Annotated in this window: 18 protein-coding genes; 4 read left to right on the top strand and 14 right to left on the bottom strand. The window is 32.4% G+C overall.

Translation table 11 applies throughout. The features are described from left to right. Positions 1–132 precede the first annotated feature (132 nt). The 6 genes from Q4517_RS08895 to Q4517_RS08870 all read right to left on the bottom strand — a co-directional run bounded on the left by Q4517_RS08895 (position 133) and on the right by Q4517_RS08870 (position 5793). Positions 133–738, bottom strand: a complete 606-nt coding sequence (locus Q4517_RS08895; RefSeq protein WP_303508182.1) for a hypothetical protein — start codon at positions 736–738, stop codon at positions 133–135. 212 nt (positions 739–950) lie between these two features. Further along, the gene (gene folD / locus Q4517_RS08890; protein WP_303508180.1) at positions 951–1835 is read right to left on the bottom strand and encodes a bifunctional methylenetetrahydrofolate dehydrogenase/methenyltetrahydrofolate cyclohydrolase FolD; all 885 of its coding nucleotides are present in this window, start codon (positions 1833–1835) and stop codon (positions 951–953) included. Between the two features lie 418 nt (positions 1836–2253). Further along, a complete protein-coding gene (gene ffh / locus Q4517_RS08885; RefSeq protein ID WP_303508178.1) occupies positions 2254–3582 on the bottom strand; it encodes a signal recognition particle protein in 1329 nt (442 codons plus the stop codon). Positions 3583–3753: 171 nt separating this feature from the next. Next, positions 3754–4308, bottom strand: coding sequence for a DUF1572 family protein (locus Q4517_RS08880; protein WP_303508176.1), 555 nt, complete (start codon positions 4306–4308; stop codon positions 3754–3756). Positions 4309–4456: 148 nt separating this feature from the next. Beyond that, positions 4457–4924 carry a peptide-methionine (R)-S-oxide reductase MsrB gene (gene msrB, locus Q4517_RS08875; RefSeq protein ID WP_303508174.1) on the bottom strand — a complete coding sequence of 156 codons (468 nt, stop codon included), beginning with the start codon at positions 4922–4924 and terminating at the stop codon, positions 4457–4459. Then, a complete protein-coding gene (locus tag Q4517_RS08870) occupies positions 4921–5793 on the bottom strand; it encodes an alpha/beta hydrolase (protein ID WP_303508172.1) in 873 nt (290 codons plus the stop codon). The genes msrB and Q4517_RS08870 overlap by 4 nt, the downstream gene beginning before the upstream one ends. Positions 5794–5925: 132 nt before the next feature. Here Q4517_RS08870 and Q4517_RS08865 point away from each other — a divergent pair, with 132 nt between their 5' ends. Together Q4517_RS08865 and Q4517_RS08860 are read left to right on the top strand one after the other, a co-directional pair. Continuing rightward, positions 5926–6735: a M48 family metallopeptidase gene (locus Q4517_RS08865; RefSeq protein WP_303508171.1), complete on the top strand. Its 810-nt coding sequence runs from the start codon at positions 5926–5928 to the stop codon at positions 6733–6735. A gap of 67 nt (positions 6736–6802) precedes the next feature. Beyond that, entirely contained in the window at positions 6803–8098 is a 1296-nt protein-coding gene (locus tag Q4517_RS08860) for an MFS transporter (RefSeq protein ID WP_303508188.1), read from the top strand. 84 nt (positions 8099–8182) lie between these two features. On the opposite strand, the gene Q4517_RS08855 is transcribed toward Q4517_RS08860, so the two are convergent. From Q4517_RS08855 to Q4517_RS08835, 5 genes are all read right to left on the bottom strand, one after another. Then, a complete protein-coding gene (locus Q4517_RS08855; protein ID WP_303508169.1) occupies positions 8183–9805 on the bottom strand; it encodes an RluA family pseudouridine synthase in 1623 nt (540 codons plus the stop codon). A 42-nt stretch (positions 9806–9847) separates the two neighbouring features. Further along, positions 9848–11620, bottom strand: a complete 1773-nt coding sequence (locus Q4517_RS08850; protein WP_303508168.1) for a long-chain fatty acid--CoA ligase — start codon at positions 11618–11620, stop codon at positions 9848–9850. A gap of 72 nt (positions 11621–11692) precedes the next feature. After that, positions 11693–13465, bottom strand: a complete 1773-nt coding sequence (locus Q4517_RS08845) for a long-chain fatty acid--CoA ligase (RefSeq protein WP_303508166.1) — start codon at positions 13463–13465, stop codon at positions 11693–11695. A 66-nt stretch (positions 13466–13531) separates the two neighbouring features. Then, a complete protein-coding gene (locus Q4517_RS08840; protein ID WP_303508165.1) occupies positions 13532–14233 on the bottom strand; it encodes a LytTR family DNA-binding domain-containing protein in 702 nt (233 codons plus the stop codon). Then, entirely contained in the window at positions 14226–15356 is a 1131-nt protein-coding gene (locus Q4517_RS08835; protein ID WP_303508162.1) for a sensor histidine kinase, read from the bottom strand. Before Q4517_RS08835 ends, Q4517_RS08840 begins: the two co-directional genes overlap by 8 nt. Positions 15357–15563: 207 nt before the next feature. On the opposite strand from Q4517_RS08835, the gene Q4517_RS08830 reads away from it, so the two are divergent. Together Q4517_RS08830 and Q4517_RS08825 are read left to right on the top strand one after the other, a co-directional pair. After that, positions 15564–16445, top strand: coding sequence for an ABC transporter ATP-binding protein (locus Q4517_RS08830; RefSeq protein ID WP_303508160.1), 882 nt, complete (start codon positions 15564–15566; stop codon positions 16443–16445). Positions 16446–16448: 3 nt separating this feature from the next. Then, entirely contained in the window at positions 16449–20006 is a 3558-nt protein-coding gene (locus tag Q4517_RS08825) for a M1 family aminopeptidase (protein WP_303508159.1), read from the top strand. Positions 20007–20056: 50 nt separating this feature from the next. Here the strand turns inward: Q4517_RS08825 and thrC are convergent, their stop codons facing one another. The 3 genes from thrC to thrA are packed head-to-tail and all read right to left on the bottom strand — an operon-like array spanning position 20057 to position 24763. Then, a complete protein-coding gene (thrC, locus tag Q4517_RS08820; protein WP_303508158.1) occupies positions 20057–21337 on the bottom strand; it encodes a threonine synthase in 1281 nt (426 codons plus the stop codon). A 49-nt stretch (positions 21338–21386) separates the two neighbouring features. Beyond that, on the bottom strand, positions 21387–22316 hold the full coding sequence (locus tag Q4517_RS08815) for a homoserine kinase (protein WP_303508157.1): 930 nt from the start codon (positions 22314–22316) through the stop codon (positions 21387–21389). Positions 22317–22318: 2 nt separating this feature from the next. Further along, on the bottom strand, positions 22319–24763 hold the full coding sequence (gene thrA / locus Q4517_RS08810) for a bifunctional aspartate kinase/homoserine dehydrogenase I (protein WP_303508156.1): 2445 nt from the start codon (positions 24761–24763) through the stop codon (positions 22319–22321). Positions 24764–25132: the final 369 nt, after the last annotated feature.

The raw sequence follows: 25132 nt of genomic DNA, 5'->3' as shown, positions 1-25132 counted from the left end.
GTTTTTCATTGTGACAGTTTGAATTTAAAGTTAGTAAATTCGAATTATTAACTGTCCTATTTTTTGGGAAGCCTACAGTAGAACTCATTGATATTTATTAAATATTTTGTTTAGATAAACACTTTTAGTGTATTATTTACATTTTTTAAACTTTCCCTTTATTTTTATAATACCTTTAAAGCCAAATAGTCCGTAAGTTTTTATAGCGTTTTCAGGCTTTATTACCTCCAAGGTTTTTATTTTAAACTTCTTTTCATTTAATATTGGATTTAATACAGAAGAATCTTTAGTAGACATTAGTATTTTACCATTTATGCTATATACTGTTTGGTTGCTTAAGGTGCTATCTACTAACTTTTTATTAAAATAAGGCCTATTACTTTCAGTATGAATTAAAGTGTTTTTTGACTTTATAAAAAAACGAGTGTTTGTAAAAAAAGATATAAGTTTTTCATTATTAATTTTAATTCCATCGTTTTTCGTACTATTCTTAATTTTATTGAGAATGTAAATTGTATCTCCCTTTATTTCACTTTTAAATTTTATTTCATTTCCACGATAGAACATATCTTTTGAAAATATGGTTATGATGATATTGTTTTTTTGAATATCAACTGAATGTTTAGGAATTAATTTAAATGAGGGTGTAATATAAGTAGTACCTTCAGGAAAAGGTTGCGGTATAAAACAAAAATAAGAAAGAAAAAATATGCTGATAAAAGTTTTAGTACTTAACATAAATGGATTAGTTTCAATAAACACTTTTAGTGTCTTTATATATCCTAAAAAGGAAGTGTAAACGTAATTATTGCAATTTTTTAATTAGTGCTAGCTAATATAGCAAAAAAAGGTAATTAAATAGCAGAGTAAGAGAAATGTATCAACTGTTTTCTATAAAAAAGACTGCCTTTAAAAGCAGTCTTTTGTAGTATATATTAAACGGTGTTGTATTAACACTCTTCTTGTCTACGTTCGCAAGCTAATAAAGTATTTTTTAAGAGCATAGCAATCGTCATAGGACCTACACCACCCGGTACAGGGGTAATGTGCGATGCTTTTTCTGCTACTTCGTTAAAAGCAACATCACCTACCAATCTAAATCCTCTTTTCTTAGAAGGATCAGCAACACGAGTAATTCCTACATCAATAATTACTACATCGTCTTTTACCATGTCACCTTTTAAAAACTCAGGAATACCAATAGCAGCTATAATAATATCTGCTCTTTTAGTAACCTCTTTTAAGTTTTTGGTTCTACTATGAGTTAGGGTAACAGTTGCGTTTCCTACTTTTCTTTTTTGAGATAGTAAAATACTCATTGGACTTCCTACAATATGGCTACGCCCAATAACTACTACATCTTTACCAGAGGTTTCAATATTGTAACGATCTAACAATTCTAAAATTCCGAAAGGAGTAGCAGAGATATAAGTAGGTAAGTTTAACGCTAATTTACCAACATTCATAGGGTGGAAACCGTCTACATCTTTATCAGGATTAATAGCCATTAATACCTTTTGTTCATCAATATGGTCGGGTAGGGGTAATTGTACTATAAAACCATCAATATCATTATCAATATTTAAAATAGCAATTTCATTTAATAGTTCTTCTTCAGTAGTTTCTTCAGGAAGACGAAGTAAAGTAGATTCAAAACCTACACGTTCGCAAGCTTTTACTTTTGCATTTACATAGGTTAAACTTGCTCCGTCGCTACCCACGATAACCGCTGCTAAGTGTGGTGCTTTTTTATCGTTAGCTTTTAATGCTGCTACTTCTAAAGCAATTTCTTCTTTAATGTCTGCTGATGTCTTTTTACCGTCTAGTAAAATCATAGTCTTGTTAAGTTTTCAGTATACAGTCTTCTTGTATACAGTTGTTGTGTTGTAATTGTTGTGTTGTTATATTCCAAATTTATCAGGATTTTTAATCATATAATTGATTAGCTTCCCAACCTCTTTGTTTTCAATAGTAATATTTTAAAAGTTACTTCAGTAGAAGTATTATTTTTAAATCCTAAATTAAGTTTAAATACTATATGTCAGTTCGAGTATCGACTGGAGGGAGATGTATCGAGAATCAGTTCTAAATGTCTCAATACAATTTATCTTCCTTTTAGTTAGAAAATCACTGGACATGACATAGAAAGAACTTAATAGTTTTAAAATCCATAAATACAGTTTACTGAATACTGTTTATTTTGGCACTGTAAACTAAATAAAAAAAGACAGGCAGCAGCCTATCTTTTTTATATTATTTCATGCCTTTCATCATTTGCATCATTTTTCTTCCGCCTCCGCCTTGCATCATCTTCATCATCTTACTCATCTGATTAAATTGCTTCATCAATTGGTTAACTTCTTGTACCGAAGTTCCGGATCCTTTGGCAATTCGTTTTTTGCGACTCGCATTAATCATGGAAGGACTAGTCCTTTCTGCTGGAGTCATGGAGTGTATAATAGCTTCAATACCTTTAAAAGCATCATCATCAATGTCAACATCTTTCATTGCTTTACCAGCACCAGGAATCATTCCTACTAAATCTTTCATGCTTCCCATCTTTTTGATTTGTTGAATTTGACTTAAAAAGTCATCAAAACCAAACTGATCTTTAGCAATCTTCTTTTGTAATTTTCTAGCTTCTTCTTCGTCGTATTGTTCTTGGGCACGCTCAACTAACGAAACAACGTCTCCCATTCCTAAAATACGATCTGCCATACGGCTTGGGTGGAATACATCAATCGCATCCATTTTTTCACCCGTACCTATAAATTTAATCGGTTTATTTACTACTGATTTAATAGATATCGCAGCACCACCTCGTGTATCACCATCTAACTTAGTTAATATAACTCCGTCAAAATTCAACACATCGTTAAAGGCTTTTGCTGTATTTACAGCGTCTTGCCCTGTCATAGAATCCACTACAAATAATGTTTCTTGTGGAGTTACTGCTTTGTGGATGTTAGAAATCTCAGTCATCATTTCTTCATCAACAGCTAAACGACCCGCGGTATCAATAATCACCACGTTTTTACCGTTTGCTTTTGCATGCTTAATCGCATTTTGAGAAATTTCTACCGGATTTTGATTTCCTTCTTCAGCGTATACCTCAACACCAATTTGTTCTCCAACAACGCGTAACTGATTGATTGCAGCAGGACGATATACATCACATCCTACTAATAAAACTTGTTTGCTTTTTTTAGTTTTAAGGTAGTTAGCTAGTTTACCAGAAAAGGTTGTTTTACCCGAACCTTGTAAACCAGACATTAAAATAACAGTAGGTGAACCTCCTAAGTTAATACCAACGGTATCACCTCCCATTAATTCGGTTAATTCATCCTTAACCAATTTTACCATTAATTGCCCAGGATTTAACGTTGTTAATACGTCTTGACCTAAGGCTTTTTCTTTTACTGTTTTGGTAAAATTCTTAGCTATTTTAAAGTTAACATCGGCATCTAATAAAGCTCTACGAACTTCTTTTAGAGTTTCCGCAACGTTAACTTCGGTAATTTTTCCGTGTCCTTTCAGCGTGTGTAACGCTTTATCTAACTTTTCGCTTAAATTATTAAACATGTATCGGCTTCATTTTTTAGAGGCACAAATTTAGTTATTAGTTGTTAGTTTTTAGCAATTTGTTAGCAGATTTTTTCGCTTAAATAGTATAAAAGTGTGTAATTTTTTATAATTAGTAAGAGTAGTAGTCACTTTTTTTAGTTCTTGTATTGGTAACAAGAGGAGTAAATACTATAAATCATCCGTAAAATGCTTGCGGCTTTTTTCTTGACTAAATTTTTGTTGATTGAAGTTTTTAGAAGCATTTTTAGGAATGGACAAGGGTTTCCAGTTTTCGTTTTGTAGCATTTTGCCTAAAAATACAATTTGCCCGATGTGATACGGATAATGACAAATTTGACGATTAATTGCCTCGGTTACTGTATGTCCTTGGTTTCTTATGTAGATGATTTTCTCTAAGTCTTCTTCTTTTAAAGAGTTGATAGTGTTTAAAAAGCAATCCCAACCTTTTTCCCAATAGGCAATCATTTCTTCTTTGGTTGTAAAAGTATTAACAAACTCATCATCTCTATTTCTCCATAGTTTTTCTCCATCTTCAGTAAAAAAGTTGGTCCAACGTGATAACATATTACCAGCAATATGCTTAGCTATTACAGCTATAGAGTTACTTTCTTGATTATATTGATAAAAAAGTTCTTCTTGTGTGAGTTGATCAAAGGTTTTATCTCCTAAACTTTTATAGTAGGTTATTTGTTTTTTGATACTTTCTAAATAGGAGTTTTGCATGGCATAATTTTTAGTAAACTACCTCGTGACAAGCTCACGATACATTTATTGGAAAAAGTTCTTAATTTTCGAGGCAAGCCTTGGGTTATTAAACCCTTTGGCGGCGCCAATAAAAAAGACTGGTTAAAACCAGCCTCAATTTACAATTTTATTTTTTTGGAATAAACTCTAAAGCAACTCCGTTAATACAGTGACGTTTACCTGTAGTTTCTTTTGGGCCATCGTTAAAAGAATGCCCTAAATGTCCGCCGCAAGTATTGCATTTTAACTCTGTTCGAGCATATCCTACTTTATAATCAACATCAAGTTCAACGTTTCCTTTAATAGCGCTGTCAAAAGCAGGCCATCCGCTACCTGAATCGTATTTATTTTCAGATTTATATAGCGGGGTTTTACAAGCTGCACAAGCATACACTCCTTTTTTCTTATTATAGTTTAAAGGGCTTGAGTTAGGGCGTTCTGTACCTGATTCTCTAAGTACAAAATATTGTTTTGGAGTTAGTAACTGTTTCCACTCACTATTGGTTTTATTTACCGCATATTTTTTCTTGTTTTGAGCATTTACAGTAGTATTAACTGTTATTGCTAAAAGAAATAAAACAACTAATTTTCTCATGGTTCTTTACTTATAAAATCAACAATCTTGGAAGCAACTTTTGAGTTACGAAGAATTCTGGTGTGTCCTAAGCCTTCCGTAATTAAAAGTTTTCCATTCTGTAAGTTTTGACGTATTGCTATTGCACAACTTACATTAACATCGCCATCAAATGAATCGTGAACGACTAGAGTAGGTATTTTTACATTTTTAGCTTTTACGCTAGAAGAGTGTATATCAATATCTCGTTGCCATTTTTTATCAAACAAACGTTTCATTTTATGAGCTATAGCTGGTTTTACTTGTAAGTTTTTAGTAAAGTTTAAAATAACATCCGATATTTTATCCGCAGCACCAACGGTAACAAGTTTCTTTGCAGTGAAATCTTCAGAAAGAGCATTATACAAGCATACTCCACCAAAAGAGTGCCCTATAGCAGCATCAAAAGGTCCAAATTGTTTGTTGAGTTCAGCAATGGTTTCTAAAAACTCAGGCATTTCAGTAGTTTTTCCTGTAGACTTTCCATGTGCGGGTCCGTCAAATGAAATAACCATGTAACCTTTTTCCAATAGTTTATCAGCAATCATATATAATTGAGTGCTTCTTCCTGCCCAACCATGTACCCATAATACTTTTTTAGTTGAATAACCATATGATAGTACTTGAATATCTCTTGAAATGGATGGTACATTAATTGTTTTCTTTTGAGCACTCTCTAACATTACTTTTTCTCTCTTAGGAATAGGAAAGTTAACAGGAGTTGTAAAAAGTCTTACACCAAATTTAGCTGCTTTATTAGTAGATATAAACTGCAAAGCCTTAGCTGAAAAGATAAGAGGTTTAGGAATTTTAATACTTGGTGTGGCTGTTTTTGAATGCGTAAAATTCATCAATTAGTTTTTAAGATAAAGATAGAATTTGTAGCTTTAAAGACATAATATATTATCAAGTTTGTGACAAATAAGTTAATTTCGTGTCATAAAAGATACAACCAAGAACATAGAAATTTAAACTATTGAACAATGAAAAAAATTATAGTCCTAACATTTTTAGCTGCTTTTTTAGTAGAATGTAGCACCGTTCCAATTACGGGAAGAAAAAGATTAAATTTTGTAAACGATGCTCAAATTTTACCAGCTAGTTTTGCACAATACAAAGGTTTTTTAGAGGAAAATAAACTATCTACTAATAGTGCTAAAACAAATCAAATTAAACGAGTAGGGAAGAATATTTCTACAGCTGTAGATCGTTTTATGCGTGCTAATGGAATGACTGCAGAGGCAAATGCTTATGAATGGGAGTTTAATTTAGTAGAAGATAAAACAGTTAACGCTTGGTGTTTACCTGGAGGAAAGGTAGTTTTTTATACAGGAATTTTACCAATTTGTGCTAATGAAGATGGAATTGCAGCTGTTATGGGGCACGAGGTAGCTCACGCATTTGCAAAACATGGACAAGAACGTATGTCTACAGGTCAATTACAACAATTAGGTGGGGTAGCTTTAGCTTTAGGTACTCAAAACAATGAAAATGCTGAAATGTGGAATATGGCGTATGGATTAGGTACGCAGGTAGGAGTAATGTTACCATTTAGTAGAAGCCATGAAACCGAAGCAGATAAATTAGGATTGGTTTTTATGATTATGGCAGGATATAAAGGAGAAGAAGCTGCTGAAGTATGGGTACGAATGAGCCAGCGTTCAGGAGGAGGAGCTCAACCAGAGTTTATGAGTACACACCCATCTAATCAAACTCGTATTCAGACGTTAAGAAATTTTTTGCCAGAAGCTAAAAAATTAGCAGCAAAATACAACGCGCCTGCGAGTAAATAAGATTGATAAATTATAGTATATTGCAAACCGTTCATGTTACATGAGCGGTTTTTTTATTAGAATTTATATGTATAAAATAGGAGATAAGAAGCTAATTAATGGATGGGCATTTTACGATTGGGCCAACTCAGTATATTCATTGGTAATTAGCACAGCTGTTTTTCCGTTGTATTACAGCGGAGTGACAGAAGGTAAAATTGTAAGCTTTTTAGGAATGGACTGGGAGCATCCAGGTAGTTTGTATAGCTATGCTTTATCATTTTCGTTTTTAGTAGTAGCTTTTATCTCTCCAATTTTATCGGGTATTGCAGATTATACGGGAAGTAAGAAAAAGTTTATGAAGTTTTTCTGTACACTAGGAGCATTATCGGTAATGAGTTTGTATTTCTTTGAAGGAATTGATACTGTATGGATAGGTATTTTATTTACTGTTTTAGCAAGTATAGGCTTTTGGGCAAGTTTGGTGTTTTATAATGCTTATTTACCCGAAGTAGCCCGACCTGAACAACAAGATAGAGCCAGTGCCAAAGGTTTTGTATATGGGTATATTGGTTCTATTATTTTATTACTCGTAAACTTAGGAATGATTATGTTTCCTGAAACTTTAGGTATAAGTGCAGGAATGGCATCTAGAATTTCTTTTGTTATGGTCGGTTTATGGTGGCTAGGGTTTGCGCAGGTAACCTTTAAGCGTTTACCAGATAATGTATATAACAAAAAACCTGAAAAAGATTATATATGGAAAGGTTACAAAGAATTACAAGTAGTGATTAAAGAGTTACTAAATTACCCTACTTTAAAACGTTTTTTAATTTCTTTTTTCTTATTAAGTATTAGTGTACAAACTATTATTCTAATGGCGGCTATTTTTGGTTCTTCAGAATTAGGGTTGCCTCCTACGAGTTTGATTATTACTATTTTATTGGTGCAAATTGTTGCGATTATAGGAGCTATTTTATTTTCAAGGATTTCAGAAAAATGGGGAAACATTACTGCTCTAAAAATAACTATTGCAGTATGGATGTTAGTATGTTTTTGTGCTTTTTCTTTAGATAAATCTCAAGAAAATGTAGCAGTTTATTTTTATGGACTAGGTGGTTTATTGGGGTTGGTACAAGGGGCTATTCAAACCTTAACTCGTTCTACGTATTCAAAATTATTGCCAGAAACACAAGATCATGCCACGTATTTTAGTTTTTATGATGTTACTGAAAAAATAGCTATTGTTTTAGGAACAGCTGTATATGGAACATTAAATTGGATTACAGGTTCTATGCAATGGAGTGTGTTGTGTTTAGCTGTTTTCTTTCTGGCCTCGTTTGCTATTTTGAGTACACTTAAAAAGACAAAATATGTAGTATAAAATATGTGTAATATTAGCTACACAAATAATACTTTAAAACTATTTTAAAATAAGTTTAAGGAATTTTTGGCTATCGCCCTGCGATTAAAAAGGTGCAGGAGCAGTAAAGCTTACTTGTTTTTTTGAAGTGGGATGTATAAATGTGACTTTTTCAGCATGTAAGTACAATCTGTCTGCTTTCTTTCCGTATAAATCATCTCCTACAATAGGAGTGTTTAGTCCCAAATTATGTGCAGCATGCACACGTAACTGATGTGTACGTCCTGTTATAGGATAAAAATATACTTTTGTTTTGTTATCTAGAGTTTCAACTTTTTTCCAAGTAGTCAATGCTTTTTTTCCGTGTTGATAACATACAAGCTGTTTAGGACGATCGTTTAAGTCTACTCTAAGTGGTAGCTCAATTTTTCCTTCACCTTCTTTTAAAACACCATCTAATAAAGCTACATAGCGTTTTTGTATAGTTTTATAAATAAACTGTGCCTGTAAAACTTTATAAGTTTCTTCATTTTTAGAAACTAAGAGAATTCCAGAGGTTGACATGTCTAATCGATGTACTACTAACGGACCTGTTGCTTTTGGATATAGTTTTTGAATGCGACTAAACACGGAGTCTTTTATTTCTTTTCCAGCTACTGATAAGAGTTCATGTGGTTTGTTAATAACTAACAAATCTGAATCTTCATAAATAATTGTAATTTCTTTTTCTTCCTTTAATAGAGTAACTAATGGATTTTCTTCTACAATTACTCCTTGTAACATATGCGTTAGAATAGGTTTGCATTTACCAGTACAAGCAGGGTAATAATTTTGATGTTTTCTTATGGAAGTGTTTAAAGGTTTTCCCCACCAAAATTCAGCCATACAAATAGGTTTTAATTGGTGTTTATATGCGTATTGTAATAGTTTTGGAGCACAACAATCACCGGCACCAGCAGGAATGTTTTGAGTGGAGTCTGTAAAAATATCTAAAAGATTTTGACTTTCTCCATGATAGTTAAGAAACGCATACTTTTTAAATATTTTTTGTTGTGCCCAAGCTGAAAGGTTTGTGCGCTGTTGTTTCAGTTTTTCAATTTGATGTTGCTTTACTTGGTACGCTTTTTTTGATGTTGCTATTTTATCGTTTAAATATACTTCATATTCACGTAAGTAAAACTCTTCATTAATATTTAGTTGATTGTTTTGTTGTCCTAATTCTTTTCTAAGTTTTCTCCGTTGTTTAATTCTTGATTGTTCATCAGCTAAAAGCTTTTCGTATAGCTGTTTTGTTTTTTGATATACTTTCCTCACTTCAGTAAATTCAGAAGCGTTTTCTAAGCTTACTATTTTATGAGTTAACTCATTAAGCTGCTTTTCTGTTGTAAGGTAGAATTCATTTGTATCTAACACATCAAATATTGGAGGTACAAAGTGTTGATGTTGTGTACTATCAGCTAATTTTCCTGAAAAAGCGGCTAAATACCCTAAGGTTCCATCTTGTTGTTGTACAACCAAAACTCCAAACATTTTTCCAAGTGCATTTGGACTCTCAAGGTTTTTAATCCCGAAGTTGTGAGAAAAGTGGTTTTGGTGTGTTAAATACTCTTGTAATTCTTCAGCAGCTATTTGGGCTAGGGTATGAGGATAATAATTATAAGGATAATCGAATTTTTTAGGTAATTCAATGTTAGAAATATCCGAAGAAAAAGAAATGAGTTTTGTCATGTTAAAAAGAAAAAAGTGTTGCTTTCACAACACTTTAAACGATTACTGTCTGTAAATCTTATCGTATAAGTCTTTGTAAATATCTTTTATTATTTTTCGTTTCATTTTCATCGTAGGTGTAAGGTGACCACTATCAATAGACCATTCTTCTGGTGTTAATTCAAACTTTTTAATAGTTTCCCATTTCCCAAATTTTGTATTGGCATAATCTACTTCTTCCTGAATACGTTCTATTACTTTAGGATTACCTACTAAATCTTTATTGTCACCTAAAGTAACATTGTGTCTTTGCGCCCATTCACGTACAAATTCGAAGTTTGGTTGAATAAAAGCTGATGCCATTTTTTCACCTTCACCAATAACCATTACTTGTTCTATAAAACGAGATTGTTTTAGCTGGCCTTCTAATAATGGTGGAATGATATATTTACCTCCAGAGGTTTTAAACATTTCTTTGGTACGTCCAGTAATTTTTAAAAATCCATCTTCACTTAATTCACCTTTATCACCTGTATGGAAATATCCATTTTGTAATGCTTCTGCAGTTTTTTCAGGATCTTTATAGTAGCCCATCATTATATTAGGACCTCTGGCTAAAATTTCTCCAGTATCAGCAATTTTAACCTCAACACCTTCAATAAGTCTACCAACGGTTCCTAACCTAAAACCACCATCACGCATATCATTTACAGCAATTACAGGAGAGGTCTCAGTAAGACCATAACCTTCCATTACAGGCATTCCAGCAGCTGTAAAGACTCTAGTTAAACGTGGTTGTAATGCGGCGGAACCTGAAACCATTATTTTTAATTCTCCGCCTAAGGCAGCTTGCCATTTAGAGAAAATAAGTTTGCGGGCAATGCTTAATTTCTTTTCGTACCACCAGCCATTTGCTCCATATGGTTCATATTGTAAACCTAATTCTATAGCCCAAAAGAATAATTTCTTTTTAACTCCTGTTAATTCAGCTCCTTTAGCATAAATTTTATCGTAAATTTTTTCATACAGTCTTGGAACGGCAGTCATTACATGTGGTTTGATTTCTTGAGCATTCTCACTCAACTTATCAATAGCCTCAGCAAAATAAATAGAAATACCACAGTATTGATATAAATACAAAATCATACGTTCAAAAATGTGACAAACAGGTAAGAAGCTTAGAGCTCTACCTTGACCGTATTCTAACGGAACACGTTTTTCACTGCTTAATACATTTGAAACTACATTTTTATGACTTAACATAACTCCTTTAGGACGTCCTGTTGTTCCAGAAGTATAAATCAGGGTGGCTAAATCATCAGTTGTAATAGCATTTTTACGCTCTTCAACTTCATTTTGATTGCTTTCATCTTCACCTAAGGTTAAAATTTCTTGCCAGCTTTTTTCTCCTTGGATGTCATCAAAAGTAAAAATTCCTTTAAGCTTTGTGTTTCCTTTTATTTGGTTTAGCTTTTCTAAGATGGTTTCATCAGAAACAAAACAATAAGTCGCTTCAGAATGATTTAAGATATATTCGTAATCTTCTTTAGAAATAGTTGGATAGATTGGAACATTTTGAGCTCCTGTTTGTAATATTCCGATATCACAAATATTCCATTCAGTTCTATTGTTAGTTGAAATTACAGCAACTTTATCATTAGGTTGTACTCCTAATCGTAATAAACCTCTACTTATAGCGTTGGCTTTTTTTATATATTCATTTGTTGATATAGATTGCCATTCACCATTGTATTTAGTGATAAATGCTTTTTCTAAATTATATTTTTCTTGTTGATAATAAGGAAAGTCAAATAGACGAGTAATTTCAATCGACATATGTTCAAATTTTTGGGCTTTGCAAAGTATGAAAAATACCCCGATTGCACAAGTTGTAGTTTACTGGTTGATTTATTGAGGATTATATATTTTTTGATGTAAACTGTTATATTTTTCTAAGATAATTTTTCGTCTCATTTTCAATGTCGGAGTTAAATGTCCTGAATTTGTCGTCCATTCATCAGAGGTAATTTCAAAACGCTTTATTTGTTCCCATTTGCCAAACTTTTCGTTACAAAAGTCGATTTCTTTTTGAATTCTTTTGATGAGTTTTTCATCCGAAGCAATATCCGTTATTGTATGATTATGTCTTTTTGACCATTCTTGAACAAACTCTGAAGCTACTTGAATAAGTGCAGCGGGCATTTTTTCTCCTTCACCTATCACCATAACTTGTTCTATAAAACGAGATTTTTTTAGCTCATTTTCTAAAATAGCAGGAGCTATGTATTTCCCTCCAGAGGTTTTAAAGATTTCTTTTTTTCTATCTGTAATCTTTAAAAAGCCTTCATTATCTAGTTCTCCAATATCTCCTGTATGAAAGTAGTTATCTACAATTGACTCACTAGTTTTTTTCGGAGATTTGTAATAGCCCATCATTACGTTTGGACCGTTAACTAAGATTTCTCCATCTTCAGCTATTTTTACGGTTACATTTTCAATTACTTTTCCAACAGTTCCTATTTTAAAATTATTATTTCGCATATCAGTAACAGAGATAGCAGGAGAGGTTTCGGTAAGCCCGTAACCTTCAAAAACAGGGATTTCTGCTGCTGTAAATATTCTTACTAGTCTAGCTTGTGTTGGAGCACTTCCTGCTAACATAAATTCTAAATGACCTCCTAAAGCTTCTTTCCATTTAGAAAAAATGAGTTTGCGTGCTATGGAGAGTTTGAACTCATACCACCAACCATTTTCTTTATAAGGTTTGTATTGTTCACTTAACTGTAATGCCCAAAAGAACAATCGTTTTTTTAAGCCAGTTAAGTTACTTCCTTTATCAATGATTTTGTCAAAAACCTTTTCTAACAATCGAGGAACTACAGCCATAAAATGAGGTTTTATTTCGCGTAAATTCTCCCCAACTTTATCAATACTCTCAGCAAAATGAATTTCAAAGCCCATATATTGACAATAGTACGAAGCCGCACGCTCGAAGATGTGGCAAATAGGAAGGTAGCTTATTACTCTTTTCTGATTTCCTTGTAAATTGAGCCTTTTTCCAACAGCAAAAACATTACTAACAATGTTATGGTGTGAAAGCATAACCCCTTTTGGAGTTCCAGTAGTACCCGAGGTATAGATAATTGTAGCTAAGTCAGATGGTTTTATAGTTTTTTTTAATTCATTCACTGTTGTTTGATGGGTTTCATCTTTACCAAGGCTTAGAAAAGAGTTCCATCCATAGTTTGTCTCTAGTTCTTCAAAAGTAAATACTTTTTTAAGCTGTGTTTGCCCTTGAACTTTGATTACTTTTTGGTAGAGTTCATCATCAGAAACAAAACAATACATACTATCGGAATGGTTTAAGATATAAGCGTAATCTTTTTCTGAAAAAGTAGGATATAAAGGAACGTTTACTGCACCAATTTGCATAACTCCAATATCTAGCAAATGCCATTTTGGTTGATTTACAGAAGTAATTACTGCTATTTTATCTCCTGGGTTTACTCCAAGATTTAATAAAGCTTTACTTATTGTATTGGCATCTTCAATGTATTTTTGAGTTGAAATACTTTTCCATTCATTATTCTCTTTTGAAACTAAGCAATCTTGTTGCGGATAGTTTTGTAATTGATGGTATGGAAAATCAAAAAGGCGTGTAACTTTTGAAGATATATGCATGTAATTAGTTTTGATGATGCATAAATCTATGAAAATAAAAGAGATAAATAAAAAATAAAATTGCTCCTAATTGTAGAGCTTACCAACGGTGCTTTTATAGGTTTGACCAATAGGAACCTTATGTTCATGAATTATAATACGATTACCTTCTATAAACTTTATTTTATCTATAGCAACAATAAATGATTTATGTACTCTTAAAAAGAGAGTAGTATCTAACATCGATTCATAATGAGAAATCTTTTCGTGGCTTACAATCATTTCATCGGCTAAAAATAGCTTCGTATAGTTTCCGTAAGCTTCTATAAATAACAAATCACTTAAATCAATTTGATGGTGTTTTTTGTCTCCTTTGATAAAAAATCGAGTATTTGTTTGATTTGTGTTTATTATTTTTTTGTGAATGATTTTTTCTGATGATATATTAGACACTTTATTTACTGCTTTTACCAGCCTATCAAAACTAAAAGGTTTTAAAAGGTAATCTACAAAATTTAACTCAAAGCCTTCGATAGCATACTCTTTATAAGCAGTTGTAATGATGGTTTTAGGTGGGGTTGAGAAGGTCTTTAAAAAGTCTAATCCCTTTAACTTTGGCATGTTGATATCCAAAAACATAAAATCAACTGTATGCTTGTTTAAAAACTGCATTGCTTCCATAGCATTGTAACAACTTTTTTCCAACTGTACATGCGGTAGCATGCTGCAAAACTCGGTAATGATTTCATGCGCTAAAGGTTCATCATCAATAATTATATATTTAAGCATGCTTAGGAGTTTTTAACAGTGTTTTGTAAATGTTATTTGTGGAACTAATACTTAGTTCATGTTGTTGCTTGTATAGCAAAGATAATCTTCGTTTTAGGTTTTGTAATCCAATTCCTTTAGAATTATTGAGTTCACCAGGATCAAAATTGTTTTCTATATCAAAGTAAATAAAATGAGCATCTTCGTATAAATTAATATGTATAAAAGCATTTTCAGCAAGTGTTTCTATACCATGTTTAAAGGCATTTTCTAGTAAAATAATATACAATAAGGGAGGAATGTTTAAAGAGGTATCGATGTCGTGATTAAAAGTAATCTCTACAGACTTTTTATATCGGATTTTATGTAGTTCGATGTAATTATTTAAGTATTCTATTTCTTCTGAAATTTTTACAGTTTCTTTTTCTCCATCGTAAATGGTATAGCGCATCATGTCAGATAACTTTAAAATAACTTCTGGTGCTTGAGGGGAATTTTTTACTGTAAGTGCGTACAAGTTATTTAATGTGTTGAAGAAAAAATGCGGATTTATTTGTGTTTTTAATAGTGATAATTCAGTTTTAGATTTTTCTTTTTTTAACTCTTGTACCCATTTCCATTGTTCAAAAACCCAAAGAAAAAAGAAAATAGGAATAGGTAAGAAAAAAATATAGAAAGGTGTTTCTTGCTTAACTTTTAAATAAGCTTCTAAATCACCAGAAAATAATCGTAGATAAAAAAAGTATAAGAGTAACGGAGTGTATAGAAGTGTTATAAACTTCCAGTATTTTTTTATGAAGTTAGGCACTAAAAAATAGACAAGTCCACACCAAAATACTATTAATAAAATGAAGGTGATAGGGTTGTCTGGGAGTTTCATAAAAGAATCAATCAAGACTGTAATAAAAAGCAATACAAACAGAGCAGTAATACCTATTACAGCTTTCTTTTTTTCTTTTAAATACTGATAATTATGTAAAGGCAAGCCTATAACTAATGCCCAAAAGACAGTAATCACAATAACTTCACCTGGTTGGTCTCTCGGAATATTTAGAACATTTATGTAATCCAATAAGATGAATAATGGAATTATAACTAGAAAACCAATAAGGAAGGCGTTGTACTTCTTAAAAAAATCAATCATACACCAAAATTACTCATGTAAAACTGTTCTCACAATTATATTGATAAACACTATCATTTTTAATATCAATAGGTAGTTTTTTTAGTCAAACATAAGTTAACAATTAAAAGAGTACTATGTATGCTAAAAACAGCAAGGTATATCATATTTAATTTATACGGAAAGGAAGATACTAGAGATTTGTTGTAAACAAAAAACGAATCTCATATGAATACATTAACTATAACTAATCTTACTAAAACATATCCTAATGGAGTTAAAGCATTAAACGGAATAAACTTACATATTTCAAACGGAATGTTTGGTTTGTTAGGTGCTAACGGAGCAGGAAAATCTTCTTTAATGCGTACCATAGCTTCTTTAAAAGAGCCTTCTTCTGGAGAAATTGTATTTAATGACTGTGATATTATTAATACTCCTCATGAAATAAGAAAAGATTTGGGTTATTTACCACAAGAGTTTGGTGTGTACCCTAAAATATCAGCTGAAAAATTGTTAGACCATTTAGCTATTTTGAAGGGAGTTACAAACAATACAACGCGTAAAAACCAAGTAACCTCTTTATTGCAGCAAGTAAATCTTTACCAGCACAGGAAGAAATCGGTACATACATTTTCAGGAGGAATGCGGCAGCGTTTTGGAATTGCGCAAGCTTTATTAGCAAATCCAAAACTAATTATTGTTGATGAACCGACAGCAGGATTAGACCCTGAGGAAAGCAATCGATTTTTAAACCTTTTAAGTGAAATAGGAGAGAACGTAATTGTTATTTTATCTACTCACATAGTAGAAGACGTTAGAAACTTATGTACTAAAATGGCAATTCTATCAGAAGGACAGATTATTTCTCAAGGAAATCCAAGAGAACTAGTAGCCGGCATACAAGATAGTATTTGGACTAAAATTATTGCTAAAAGTGATATTGAACATTACAAAAAGGCCTATGATGTTATTTCAACCAAATTAGTATCAGGAGAAACACAAATAAGAGTCTTCTCAGAAGCCACTTTATCTAATGGATTTGAAAGAATCAATCCAAACTTAGAAGACTACTATTTCGCTACATTATTTCATCAAAAAAACGCCTAATCTATGTTTAAGAAATTATTACAATTTGAAATTTACTATCAGTTAAAACAAAGAGCTTTCCCAATATTTGCAGTCTTATTTTTAGGTTTAGGATATTTTACAGGAAGTCAAGGTTATGCGCCTACTGGAGTAAACTTTAATTCCGTTTATCAAGTGTATTTTCATACAGGCCTTTTTACATTAGGTAGTGTTTTTATTACCATGTTTTTTGCAGTAACAGCTATCATAAGAGATAAGCAACACAACATGGAAAGCTTAATTTATAGTTCGCCTATAACAAAACATCATTACTTTTGGAGTCGTTTTTTAGGGACTTTAATCTTTAGTGTCATAGCTTTTTCTCCTTTTGTTATTGGGTATATTTTTGGAAACTATTTTTCTGGTTTGGATGCTGAAAGGTTAGGAGCTTTTAATTTATTAAATTATCTACAACCATGGTTGTATTTAGTGTTACCTAATATTTTTATCTGCACTTCTTTAATATCCTCTGTAAGCACGCTTACCAAGAGCAGTATTGCCACCTATGCAAGTGCTGTATTTATTTACATGTTATATTTTGTGAGTTCTATCTTTTTAAACTCACCATTATTAGCACAATCTGTTCCAGCATCACCAGAAATGATGTCTGTAGCAGCAATTGTAGACTCTTTTGGGGTAGCCGCTTTTTTTGAGCAAACTCAGTATTGGACAGCTCATCAGAAGAATACGCAGTTACTTTCTTTTTCAGGATTATTTTTATGGAATAGAATACTTTGGATAGCTTTTTCTCTTGGAATATTGTTCCTTACCTATAAAAGGTTTTCTTTTAGAAAAATTACGAAGAAAGTAAAGAAACAAAAAACATTAAAAAATAATATAAAACAGCTAACTCCCTATAAAGGAATAGAAGGAACATACAATTTTACAGCACAAATAAAAGGACTTTTGTCATTAGTACGTTTAGAGCTAAACAGTGTGTTTAAAAGTTTACCTTTTTTAGTAATTGTAGCTATGTGGTTACTAATTGTTTTTTCAGAGCTGTATGCAACTGTTGTTGAAGGAAGTGAATATGGAGTAAGTATATATCCTTTAACTAACCAATTAATAGAATTAATAACAAGCCCGCTAACACTTTTTGGACTCATGCTACTAATTTTTTACGGTTCTGAGATTGTATGGAGAGAGCATAGTGTAAATTTTAATTTAATTATTGGTGCAACTCCAACTAAAAATTGGGTGTTTTTTGCTGCTAAGTTTATCAGTTTATCATTATTACCCATATTATTAATTGCTTTAGGAATATTTATGTGTATTACTTTTCAAGTTAGTTTAGGTTTTAAAAGTATAAACATTGGTATGTATGCTTCTGTATTTTATTATTATGGTTTACAGCTTATCATATACGCTATGCTAGCCGTGTTTATAAATAGTATAGCTAAAAGTAAGTATGTAGGAATGGGAGCTTTTGGTTTGTTAGTTATAATAAGTATGAAAGCTAACCTTTTAGGTTTAGAACACCCTTTAACAAGTATTGGTTTTATGCCTAGAGTAGCCTTGGGAGATATGACTACGTATAATAGCAATGCTACACAGTTTAATCATTTAGGGTTGTATTGGCTAGGGATAGGAGTCTTATTTGTTTTAATAGCTTTTAAAGTTTGGAATAGAGGAATGGTAAAAGGTTTTTCGTATAAAATAAAGCAACTAAAGCAAGGTTATAACTTAACAGAGAGGATATTGCTTTTAAGCTTTTCTTTGTTAGTTATTGGAGCAGGAAGCTTAGTGTTTTACAACACCAATGTTCTTTCAGATTATCATACGAATGATGATAACTTAAATCTTAGTGAAGATTACGAACGTAAGTATAAGCATTATCAAACGTTAGAAAAGCTATATCCAGTTTCTCAAAAAACAGAAGTAGCTATTTTTCCGAAGAAAAGAAAGTATACCGTCAAGGCAAATTATGTGTTAAAAAATAAAAATAATGAAGCAGTATCTAAATTATTAATAACTGAACGAATACCTATAAAACAAATTCATTTAGAAAGAGCTCGTTTATCAACAAAAGATACTATACATGGAGCCTATGTGTTTGAATTTAAAGAGAAACTCCAACCCAACGATTCTGTAGCTTATACTTTTGTTATAGAAAAAGAACTAAAAGGATATGAAGAAGACAAAAGTATTGTTAATAACGGTAGCTATATAACTTTTAGAAATTTTGAGCCTATTATAGGGTATGCTTCTGGATTTGAAATTTTGGATAAAACAGAACGTAAAAAAAGAGGATTACCAGAAAGAGATGAGGATGATAACTCAGATGTGCATATAGCCTTAGAAGACATTAAAATTGAAAAAGTGCGTTTTGAAACAGTTGTTTCTACACATAAAGACCAAATAGCCATAAGTTCAGGAGATTTAATTAAAACTTGGTCAGAAAAAGATAGAAACTATTACCACTACAAATCAAAAGGAAAAATATTACCTATAGTAGCCTATTTTTCTGCAAATTATACAACTAGAAAAGCAATATATAATGGAATCTCTATAGAACAATATTACAACGCTAGTCACGATTTTAATATTGATGAAATAGAGAAAAGTACAAAAGAAACCTTAGCATATTGTCAAGAAAATTTTGGAACGTATAATTTTAAACATGTTCGAATCGCAGAAGTTCCTTCACATTGGGGATTTGGTGGATTTGCACATCCAGGGGTTATTAGTATGACAGAAGATCGTTTATACTTGTCAGATGTTCGTGATGAAAATACCTTTAATTTAGTCGCTAAAAGAACAATTCATGAAGTAGCACATCAATGGTGGGGGCATACATTAATAGCTAAGCCAGTAGCGGGTGGTTCTTTACTAGTAGAAGGATTAGCGAAATATACAGAAGCAGTCGTGTTAGAAAAGATGTACGGAAAAGGTGTTTTATATGAGTTAGCTGAAGATGCACGAAGAAGATATTTTTTAGGAAGAGCATTTGGTGAAAACATTGAACCTCCAATTTATAAAGTATTAGATGAAGGGTATATTTCTTATGGTAAAGCTTATACCGTATTAATGGCATTAAGAGATTTGATAGGAGAGAAGCAAGTAAATAAAATATTAAAAACTATTACACATCGACATAGATTTGAAAGTTCTCCTAAAGCACATACTATAGAATTACTTGAAGAAATATATAAAATTACTCCCAAAGAATATCACCAATTGGTAAATGATTGGTTTAAAAAGGTAATAACTTACGATATAGTTGTAGAAAAAAGTTCGTATAAGGAGTTGCCTGATGGAACCTATGAAGTTATCGCCACAATAAAAGCGAAACGATTTGAAACACTATCAAACGGAGATATTAAAGAAATAGGTATTAACGAGCCTATTAAAATAGGAATCTTTACAACGCATCCGTCGCTTGTAAAGGACAATAATACTGTATTACACTATGAGTCTAAACAATTAAGTAAAGAACGTACTCAAGTTAGATTTATAGTAAACAAAAAACCTAAGTATATAGCGATAGATCCTTATGGAACTAGAAGTGATGAAAATTTAAGAGACAATGTGTTTAGTTTCTAAGAATAGAAAATCGCCTCATTAATTGAGGCGATTTTTAATTAAAATTCTGTTTAAGCATTTAAAAAGCTCTTTAAGTCTTGATAAGAGCTAATTTGTATAGCTTCTTTTTTTCGATCTATTACAGATGCTATTTGTGGTGGAATTTCAACTGTTACATTTAAAACTTCTTCTACAACATCTAAAAACTTAACAGGGTGTGCTGTTTCTAAGAAAATTCCAAACTCGTTTTGTAACCCATATTCTTTCAACCCTAAATATCCAACAGCTCCGTGTGGATCGGCAATATAACTTGAGTTCTTATAGATGTTTTTCATAGCGTCACGAGTTTCATCATCAGAAAAAGAAAAAGAAGAGAATACTGATTTTAAAGTATTTAAATCATTATCAAATAATTCTTGTATCCTGATAAAATTACTTGGATTCCCAACATCCATGGCATTAGAAATGGTAGCTTTAGATGGTTTAGGGTGATATTCACCACTAGCCAAATAATTAGGAACCGTATCATTTACATTGGTAGAAGCCACAAAATGTTTGATAGGTAACCCTAGTTTTTGCGCCATAATCCCTGCGCAAATATTCCCGAAATTTCCACTAGGTACTGAAAAAACTACTTCTTTATGTTGCTTATAAACTTGTTTATAGGCAAAGAAAAAGTAAAACATTTGGGGTAACCAACGAGCAATATTAATAGAGTTTGCTGAGGTTAACGTACGGTTGATTTCAGCATCTAAAAAAGCAGTTTTAACCATATCTTGACAATCATCAAAAACACCATCAACCTCTAAAGCAGTAATGTTTTGTCCTAAAGTAGTCAATTGCTTCTCTTGAATATCACTTACTTTTCCGCTAGGGTAGAGGATGACCACATCTACACCTTTCACTCCTAAAAATCCATTAGCAACAGCACCTCCAGTATCGCCTGAAGTAGCGACCAATACGCTTACTTGTTGATGTTTATCGCGATTAAAGTACCCCAAGCAACGAGCCATAAAACGAGCGCCTACATCTTTAAAAGCCATGGTAGGTCCGTGAAATAATTCTAGTGTACCGATATTTTCTTCAATAGATACCACAGGAAACTCAAAATTGATGGTTTCTTTGATGATTTTTTGTAAAATGCCTTGCGGAATTTCATCACCTACAAATTGTTTGATGGCTTCATACGCAATTTCTTCATTAGAATATTCACCAATGTTATCAATAAATTCTTTAGGTAATGGCGTAATATTTTCAGGGAAATACAATCCTCTATCTTGAGCTAATCCGTTTACTACAGCTTTTTCAAAGTTAACGTTAGGTGATGTATGATTGAGACTATAATAATTCATAATTTTGTATTTGTTTTTCACTTCGACTACGCTCAGTGAACATTTTATATTAGTTAGTTTCTAAAATTTTAATTCCTTCTGTGTTGATTTTAGAAAGAATCATGTTAAAATCAATTTGTTTGTTTTGATACGTGTTTTGAATAGTTTTATAAACGTTTTCGGCAGTTGTATCTCCTTTACATAAAGTGAAAATTGTAGGGCCAGAACCTGAGATTCCTGCCCCTAAAGCTCCAGCCTCTATAGCTGCTTGTTTTACGTCATCAAAATGTGGAATCAGATGTTTACGAGCAGGTTCAACAATAATATCGGTTAAGGAATCAGCGATTAATTGATAATCGTTGGCATGCAATCCGCTAATCAATCCACCAACATTTGCCCATTGTGTAACCGCATCTTTTAAAGGAACTTCTTTGGGTAATACAGCTCTGGCATCTTTGGTTTTTACTTCAACTTGAGGATGAATGGCTACCACTCTTAAATCAGCAGGTACAGGAATCTTTACAATACTCAAAGGTTTGTAACTACGTACCAATGTAAAACCACCATAAATAGCGGCAGAAACATTATCAGCTATCGGAGTTCCGCAAGTGGCTTCTTCTCCTAGCATAGCAAATTGAGTCAATTCAAGAGGAGAGAAACTATTTTCTAATAACTGATTTACACCAAACGCAGCTCCCGCAGCACTGGCAGCACTACTTCCTAAACCACTTCCAGGAGTATATCCTTTGTGAATGGTGATGTCGATACCAAAATCAACTGGATGCTTTTCTAACATCGCAAGCGCAACCACTCCCGCAGCATTTATTTGTGGGTCAGATGGTAAATCAGCTCCAGTTATTTTTGTGATTTTAACACCTTTTGTAATTGTTTTGGTAAAAGTCATCGTATCACCAACCGTTTCGAGCGCTAAGCCTAAAGCATCAAATCCGCAGGAAACATTGGCAACGGTTGCTGGTGAAAATATTTTTAAATAGTTCATTTTTATATATTATTTCCAATTCGTATGACATCAGCAAAAATTCCAGAAGCAGTTACTTCAGCACCTGCACCTGCTCCTTTTATTTGTAGCGGATTTACAGGATATCTATCTGTAAAAAACAAGACAATGTTGTCGCTACCCTCTAAATTATAAAAAGGATGATCAAACGGAATGTGTTGTAGGCCAACACACGCTTTTCCATTATTGAATTCAGCAACATATTTTAAACGACAATTTTTATCGGCAGCTTCTTTATATACTTGTTGAAATTGTGCCTCAAATTCAGTTAAAGAAGCATAAAAATCATCATTATTAGTAGTTTTTAAACTCTTTTCAGGTAAAAAAGCATTGTTTTCAATATCTGAAAGTTCTAGTTCATAACCACTTTCACGTGCAAGAATTAATATTTTTCGAGCTACATCAACACCGCTCAAATCAATTTTAGGATCTGGTTCGGTGTATCCTTGTTCTTGTGCTTGTCGTACGACACTGTGAAATGAAGTATTCTCATTAAAATTATTGAAAACAAAGTTTAAAGAACCCGATAACACCGCTTGTATTTTATGCACTCGATCACCAGAAGCAATTAAGTTTTTAAGCGTATCAATAATAGGTAAACCAGCACCCACATTGGTTTCAAATAAAAATGGTGCACTGTATTTTCGTGAAATGTGTTTTAACTTTTTATAATTGTTGAGTTCAGAAGCACAGGCTATTTTATTACAAGTAACCACCCCTATATTGTTGGCTAAATAGTGTTCGTATATTTCAGAAACTTTTTGATTGGCTGTATTATCAATAAAAACTGAATTACGAAGGTTCAACGCTTTTGTTCTTTGGAAAAAACGTTCTAAAGAACTCGTTTCTCCATTTTGCAATTGTTCTTTCCATGATTTTAAGCTGATACCACCTTCATCAAAAATCATTTGTTTAGAATTGGAAATCCCTACAACACGTACATTCAGTTTTAACTGTTCTTTTAAGTATTTTTTCTGCTGGTGGATTTGTGCTAAAAAGCGTTCCCCAACATTTCCTACACCCGTAACAAACAAGTTTAATTGCTTTATATTCTCTTCAAAGAACTGTTCGTGTAGCGTATTTAATGCTTTTTTGGCATCTGAACTATTGATAACAGCAGAAATATTTTTTTCCGAAGCACCTTGGGCAATGGCACGAATATTTACGTTGTTTTTGCCTAAAGAACTGAACATTTGTCCGCTCAAACCTTGATGATTTCTCATTTTATCACCTACTAAAGCAATAATTGCCAACCCTTGTTCTACAATAATCGGATCTATTTTATGACGCTCTATTTCAAAGGCAAATGCTTCATTGATTTTTAGAGCTGCTTTTTCAGCATCTTCATCATAAATCCCTACACAAATAGAGTGTTCAGAAGAAGCTTGCGTAATTAACACCACATTGATATTGTGTGTCGATAACGTTTCGAATAAGCGTTTAGAAATGCCAGAAACACCTACCATGCCACTTCCTTCTAAGGTTAATAGCGTAATATTCTCGATATGAGAAATTCCTTTTACAGGTTTTCCGTTTTCGGTAATTTTTGAAATAAGAGTACCTACACTTTCTGGTTCAAACGTGTTTTTTATACGGATAGGAATTTCTTTTTCCAACACTGGTTGAATGGTAGGAGGGTAGATAACTTTTGCTCCAAAATGCGACAATTCCATGGCTTCTTGATACGAAATATGTGGAATAGGAAATGCCTGCTTTACCATATGCGGGTTTGCAGTGTACATTCCACTAACATCTGTCCATATTTGCAATTCATTAGCATTTACAGCAGCCGCATAAATAGCTGCAGAATAATCGGAACCTCCACGTCCTAAAGTAGTTGATTTCCCTTCTTTTGTACGAGCTATAAATCCAGGTAACAAAGTTACTTGGTGCTTATTATTGGTAAAATAAGTTTTACAATTGGCGTTGGTTCGTTGAAAATCAACTTGTGCTTTATCAAAGGCATTGGAAGTGATGATTAACTCTCTACTGTCTTTATATACGACATCCAGTTCTTTACTGGCTATACCTGCAATAATGTATGAAGATAACAATTCCCCAAAACCACTAATGGTAGCGAGTGTTTTAGGAGTAATTTCGTTTAGTAACAAACAACCTCCTAACAAGGTTTTTAGTTGCTTAAAAAGCGATGCTATATAGGTTTTAACCTCTTCTTGCTGATTTTCAGGGACTAATTTTTCAATTACTTCAAAATGTACTTGTTCAACTTCTTGGTAGTTTTCAAGATAATTAGCATTGTTTTCAGCAGCTTGTTCTGCCGATGTAATAAGTTTATTTGTTGTTTTACCAAAAGCAGAAACCACTACAATAAGTGGACTGTTTACAGAGGCATTGGCAATGATTTGTACTACTTTTTCTATGTTTTGAGGGTTGGCTACTGAGGAACCACCAAATTTTAAAACGTTCATTTTAAAATGAATAATAAATTAAAAATAAGATTTTTTAAGCTATTTATCTGTTTTCAAGTCTTTTGAAAAAATAAATATATACGGAAATGATATGTAGAAAAATAACCCCTAAAGGGTTGTAATAATAATTGTAGTTGTTGTGCCAACAAAAGAAGCCGTAGTTACAGCTGGAATAGAAATGATATGTCTTTTGTTGTTTAACATTGAGCCAAATGTATACATTATGTTGTAAAAAACAAGAAAAGTTGTTGTTTTTTTGTTAAAAAAAATATTTGGATAGTACACATAACACAATCTTTTTGCAAAAAAATAAGAAGAATAACATCAGCGACCCATGCCGTGGTGTCTTCGGAACATGCCGTGGTGTCT

It is taken from the genome of Tenacibaculum sp. 1_MG-2023 (assembly GCF_030547425.1).
Taxonomy (GTDB): Bacteria; Bacteroidota; Bacteroidia; order Flavobacteriales; family Flavobacteriaceae; genus Polaribacter.
The sequence above is the reverse complement of the archived record's forward strand: the minus strand, read 5'-3'. Positions and strand labels throughout refer to the sequence as shown.